Origin of the sequence: Helicobacter sp. 12S02634-8, from assembly GCF_002272865.1 — a bacterium.
Classification (GTDB): domain Bacteria; phylum Campylobacterota; class Campylobacteria; order Campylobacterales; family Helicobacteraceae; genus Helicobacter_J.
Window position 1 is genome coordinate 1 of the sequence record NZ_MLAP01000028.1, and the last position, 4,253, is coordinate 4,253.

The window sequence follows — 4,253 nt, forward strand, 5'->3', positions numbered from 1 at the left end:
ATATGTTAAGTGGTGTATATAAAACCAAAGAGAGCAGGAAATACCATATTGTTTATTTTGCTAAGTTGGGGAATTATTACCGAGCTGTGTTTAAAAAGGCAATAAATGACGAGGGAGAAGAAGAAATTTATATTTTAAGCTTATTAAAGTCAAGCAAACAAATAAAAAAATAAGAGCAAGATCAAGGATTGCTCTAAGTCCTAATTGATGGGAAGCACACCAACCCCACCTTTTAATCCTTACGCTTGCACCCTTGATCTCTGCAAGTGCTTATTTAGGCTATTGGCTTTGGATTAGGATCTTTTAATTGTAAGATAAAAAACTTAATAATTAATTTAATGGAGAGTATAGAAATGAAATCTATGTAACGAGTTTAGTTAGGTATAGGAGGGAGGATAAGGATTTTGAAGCACAGATAAGAAAGTTAAAAAGCTCTAAAGAAGAACTTTAGCTGAGGGCTGGGTTAATGCCCTCTGTTTAAAAGTGTGGTATGCGAAAAGTCCCCACTATTCACCTTTCCATTCCAATCCCTAGAACTTCGGATTCCCATCGCCTGAGTGGCTTTTAAACATTGACATTATATCATTTTTATCAAACAAATAACATAATTTATTTTAGACCTCTTTGGAGTCTTGACATAATCCCTATCTATTTTTTATTTCGTTTTTTTGCAAACAAATGGGCTTTAAGTTTGGTTAGGTTTTGCTCGCCTAGCTCTGTCAAAGACTTAATTTTTTTGCCATATTTATTTAAAACAATCGAATAAATATCCTCTTTTTCTAGCCCTAGCTCGCTGGCTTTTGCATAAATCGCAGAATACAATTCTTTTCTCCAAGCTGCATTGTTTCTTCGCCTTATTTGTGGTCTTTTGATGGCACTCAATCCTTTAAAAGAAGCAAAAATTCCGATGATTTGATACCTTATCTTATCAATATTCTCATCTGCTTCTTTCAAGTCTAGTCCTAAGTCTAGTTTTGTAGCTTTAGTAACTCTGCTGATGGCTTTATTTAAGTCTTCAAGATTGGCTTTAATATCTAGCGTGATGGATGAGTTCATAGGGTTCCTTTGATTAAAAACTGATTGATGGGGTTGATTTTTTTACATTGAGTGGCTAGAATTGAGTGAAAGTTAATAGGGGTGTTGAGATGAAAAAAGATATCTGTGTTGGATTGATTAATTTTTTGAAATTCTTGACAATGTATGGTCTTATTTTTGAAAGTCTTATTTTTGGGTTGGCTTTTATTTGGATTCCTATTCCTCATATAGGTGAGATTTTTACCATATTCTTTGCTAAGCTTTTGTTTTATTGGCTCATCCTTGCTGTTCCTGTCTATTTGTTCTTGCTTTTTATTCAAAAGGTAATGATTGCTACTTGGCATAATGAAAATGATTTTCTTAAACCAATTGAACTTATCAGCGTTGATTGATTTTTCAAATCCCACTCTTTGCCTCCAATATCTTCTTAGAAATCTTTATATAGTCTTCAAACTCACTCCACTGCATATTTTCAATGTCCTTTCAATATCCTTTAAAGGACAATCAAGCAGATTTCCATAAAATTTCTCATACGATTACTGATGATTTTATGTTAAATCAAGCCATTATAGGGATGTCACATCATTTAGGCTTTGAGTTTGGGATTGCTGCACTCAATCTTAAAATCCCCCTTTGCTACTTCTAAAAATGAATCTTGAGTTTGTATCGATGGCTTTTCTGCAAATATCTTAAAATCATTACTCAATTGGGCTTTGACAGGGGGCATACCCTATCCAACCAATCAATGAACGCAACGATTGATTCTCAAAAATCCACCTTTCTAATGAGTAATATCACACCCCAAAACCCCCAAATCAACAGAACCATATGGAAAAAGGCAGAAGACAGAGAGAGAGCCTTAGCCAAGGCAGAGGGGAGCGCTGAGGTCTTGAATATCGTGATTTACCCAAAAGACAAGTCAAAACTCAAGTTTATCCATAACAATATCGCTATCCCAATCGCCTATGTCAAAATCATAGAAACAAAAGATACCAAAGAATGCTATGAATTCCCAAATCACGAGGTCGAAAATGAAAGTTTGGAGAGTTATAAGGTGGAGTGCAATGCGTGGGCTATTTGTCGGCGTTAAGGCAGTGTTATTTGGTTTTTTCTTCAAATTCTTTATATTTCAAAAGCTTTGCTTTTAATTCCATTTTTAGTTTTGGCGTGGCATAAGCCCTTAAAAGCTCTATAATCTCTTGGAGTTCATCATCAATAGGAGGTAGGGTATGGCTATGATTGATATGATTCCCATCGCCTTTAATCTGCACGACATTATTCCCCACTGCCATCAGTGAGGATTTTTGGGATATTGGGTTGTCAGCATTACCCACAGAACCTAGCATTTCTAAAATTTCATACTTAACAGAGCTAGGAAGACCATTTTTATACCAATTCTGAGCTGTTGATTTAGACCTCCCTAGCAATGTAGCCAAAGCTCCTAGTGATGTTATGTTAAAAGCCTTTTTAGTTATTTCTAATAAATCCTTGTCTTCTGAACTCATACCTTGCTTTTTAGTTTCTTGCATTTTCTGCTCCCAAAATCTTTATTAGATACTCAGCAAAATTAATACCAAAAATATTTTATAAATGTAGTATATAGTATTGATATATGGTTATAAATACTATATAATACACTCATAAAACTTCATAAAGAGGTTTTAAATCTAGCAAAGGAGGACACGATGAAAGTCTTGAAAGTGATTTTAGCAACCCTTGAAATCATTTATCTAGCCTTAAGCATTTATAAAATGCTGAGTGGATAAGCCCCCTATGGGGGAGGTATCCAAAGATACAAGACTTTCAATCGTGTCTATGCCATTATAACAAAAGCAAGGAGTAAAAAATGGAAAATGTTTTATTAGGCGTTATCATCATCTTATTGACTGCGTATGTGGTCGTGCTAGAGCTATGGACTCATAGCAGAATCGATGATTTGAAAAAAGAAATCGAAAAACTCAAAAAAGGACAACGATGAAAACAGAAAAAATCAAGGTCAAGACAGAGTTTCAAGGAGTCGCTGCAGATTATGCGCTAGCCCAAGGGATAAGCCTCCATATTGAAGAAACCTATTATGGCAAATGCCTAGAGGAGGCATACACTGCGTTTAAATGCTTTTTTACTGATTATCGTGGAGATGTGGGCAGTGTGTCTGTTGAGGTCTCAGATGACACAGATATACGCTCATATGCGTATGGAGCTGTTGAGTTTTGGGATATATTCCGTAAAAATGGCTTTGAATTCAGCCCAATAAGACCAAGCAGTCTGTAGTGTGGGAATTTAGGGTATCGATAGCTGATTCTTTAGATGGGCTAGATAAATAATAATCTTCATCAGTCCCATTGTGTATATAAATTCTCCATCGATTGTTTTTATTGACAATTCTGATGGTGAATTGCTTGACTTGATACATATATTCAGTAGCCATTGTTTATCCTTATTGTTTTCTAAAATAAGCAATAGGGATTCCTTAGATTGGCTATAATCAATCAATCAGATTTAAAGGTGTGCGATGTGGGATATATTTCTAATCATTATTAAAATAGTATTTTTTACAGGTGTATTTGCATTTGGTATGGTGTTTTTAGCATTGCCCCTCGATGACTTGATGATGAAATATGAAAGATTTAACAGATTCACTCATATAGCTTTTGTGATACTTGTATTTTTATTTTTTATTTCTATCACATATTTTTCAATTTTAGACTATATACAAACTCCATAAAAGGCTAAGTCCCTAAAAAAAGCTAAGCCCTTAACTCCTCGCCCACTGCGACTCTCTCAACAACTGCTCTTTATAAAATCTAGCTTGTATGGGCTTGTATGATTTGATATGCTCTTTTATCAAAGCTCTGTTTTATCGTTGATTTTTTTCTGAGCTGTAATGAGCTAACCACCCAAGTAACAACTCCAATGATTGTAATCACTGCTGCTTCTAGAGATTGCATTTGTTTATCCCACACTCCATTATCCCCACGCAAGCAACGCCCAATCACGAGCTTTTTAAAACTAGAAAAAATATGCGAAATGAAATAAATAAAAATGTAGTATATGGTATTGACATATGGTTATAATCACTATATAATACACCCATAAAACATACAAGATATGTTTTAAATCCAAACGAAAGGCACAAAATGAGAAAGCTTGAAAAGATTATCAACATCACCTACAAAATCTGCTTGATAATCTTAGCAATCAACCAAATCTATGCGATT

General features: G+C 34.6%; 9 protein-coding genes. 4 read left to right on the plus strand and 5 right to left on the minus strand.

All coding sequences use genetic code 11. The annotated features are described in order from the left end of the window. Nucleotides 1-648: 648 nt before the first annotated feature. On the minus strand, nt 649-1,056 hold the full coding sequence (locus tag BKH46_RS09065; RefSeq protein ID WP_095226509.1) for a hypothetical protein: 408 nt from the start codon (nt 1,054-1,056) through the stop codon (nt 649-651). Nucleotides 1,057-1,145: 89 nt separating this feature from the next. Between BKH46_RS09065 and BKH46_RS09410 the strand changes: the two genes are divergently transcribed. Continuing rightward, nucleotides 1,146-1,427: a hypothetical protein gene (locus BKH46_RS09410; RefSeq protein WP_143428951.1), complete on the plus strand. Its 282-nt coding sequence runs from the start codon at nt 1,146-1,148 to the stop codon at nt 1,425-1,427. A 194-nt stretch (nt 1,428-1,621) separates the two neighbouring features. Here BKH46_RS09410 and BKH46_RS09590 read toward each other — a convergent pair whose 3' ends face one another. After that, entirely contained in the window at nt 1,622-1,762 is a 141-nt protein-coding gene (locus BKH46_RS09590) for a hypothetical protein (RefSeq protein ID WP_172402620.1), read from the minus strand. An 18-nt stretch (nt 1,763-1,780) separates the two neighbouring features. Between BKH46_RS09590 and BKH46_RS09075 the strand changes: the two genes are divergently transcribed. Continuing rightward, nucleotides 1,781-2,125, plus strand: a complete 345-nt coding sequence (locus BKH46_RS09075; protein WP_095226511.1) for a DNA/RNA non-specific endonuclease — start codon at nt 1,781-1,783, stop codon at nt 2,123-2,125. 7 nt (nt 2,126-2,132) lie between these two features. On the opposite strand, the gene BKH46_RS09080 is transcribed toward BKH46_RS09075, so the two are convergent. Beyond that, nucleotides 2,133-2,564, minus strand: a complete 432-nt coding sequence (locus BKH46_RS09080) for a hypothetical protein (protein ID WP_095226512.1) — start codon at nt 2,562-2,564, stop codon at nt 2,133-2,135. A gap of 317 nt (nt 2,565-2,881) precedes the next feature. Here BKH46_RS09080 and BKH46_RS09805 point away from each other — a divergent pair, with 317 nt between their 5' ends. Both BKH46_RS09805 and BKH46_RS09085 read left to right on the plus strand, forming a co-directional pair. Next, nucleotides 2,882-3,013 (plus strand): hypothetical protein, encoded by a 132-nt coding sequence (locus BKH46_RS09805; RefSeq protein ID WP_275542188.1) that lies wholly within the window; start codon nt 2,882-2,884, stop codon nt 3,011-3,013. Next, the gene (locus BKH46_RS09085) at nt 3,010-3,306 is read left to right on the plus strand and encodes a hypothetical protein (RefSeq protein ID WP_095226513.1); all 297 of its coding nucleotides are present in this window, start codon (nt 3,010-3,012) and stop codon (nt 3,304-3,306) included. Before BKH46_RS09805 ends, BKH46_RS09085 begins: the two co-directional genes overlap by 4 nt. On the opposite strand, the gene BKH46_RS09090 is transcribed toward BKH46_RS09085, so the two are convergent. After that, nucleotides 3,278-3,463 (minus strand): hypothetical protein, encoded by a 186-nt coding sequence (locus BKH46_RS09090; RefSeq protein WP_095226514.1) that lies wholly within the window; start codon nt 3,461-3,463, stop codon nt 3,278-3,280. The two genes, BKH46_RS09085 and BKH46_RS09090, sit on opposite strands and share 29 nt — an antisense overlap. A 376-nt stretch (nt 3,464-3,839) precedes the next feature. Next, a complete protein-coding gene (locus tag BKH46_RS09595; protein WP_172402622.1) occupies nt 3,840-3,983 on the minus strand; it encodes a hypothetical protein in 144 nt (47 codons plus the stop codon). Nucleotides 3,984-4,253 lie beyond the last annotated feature (270 nt).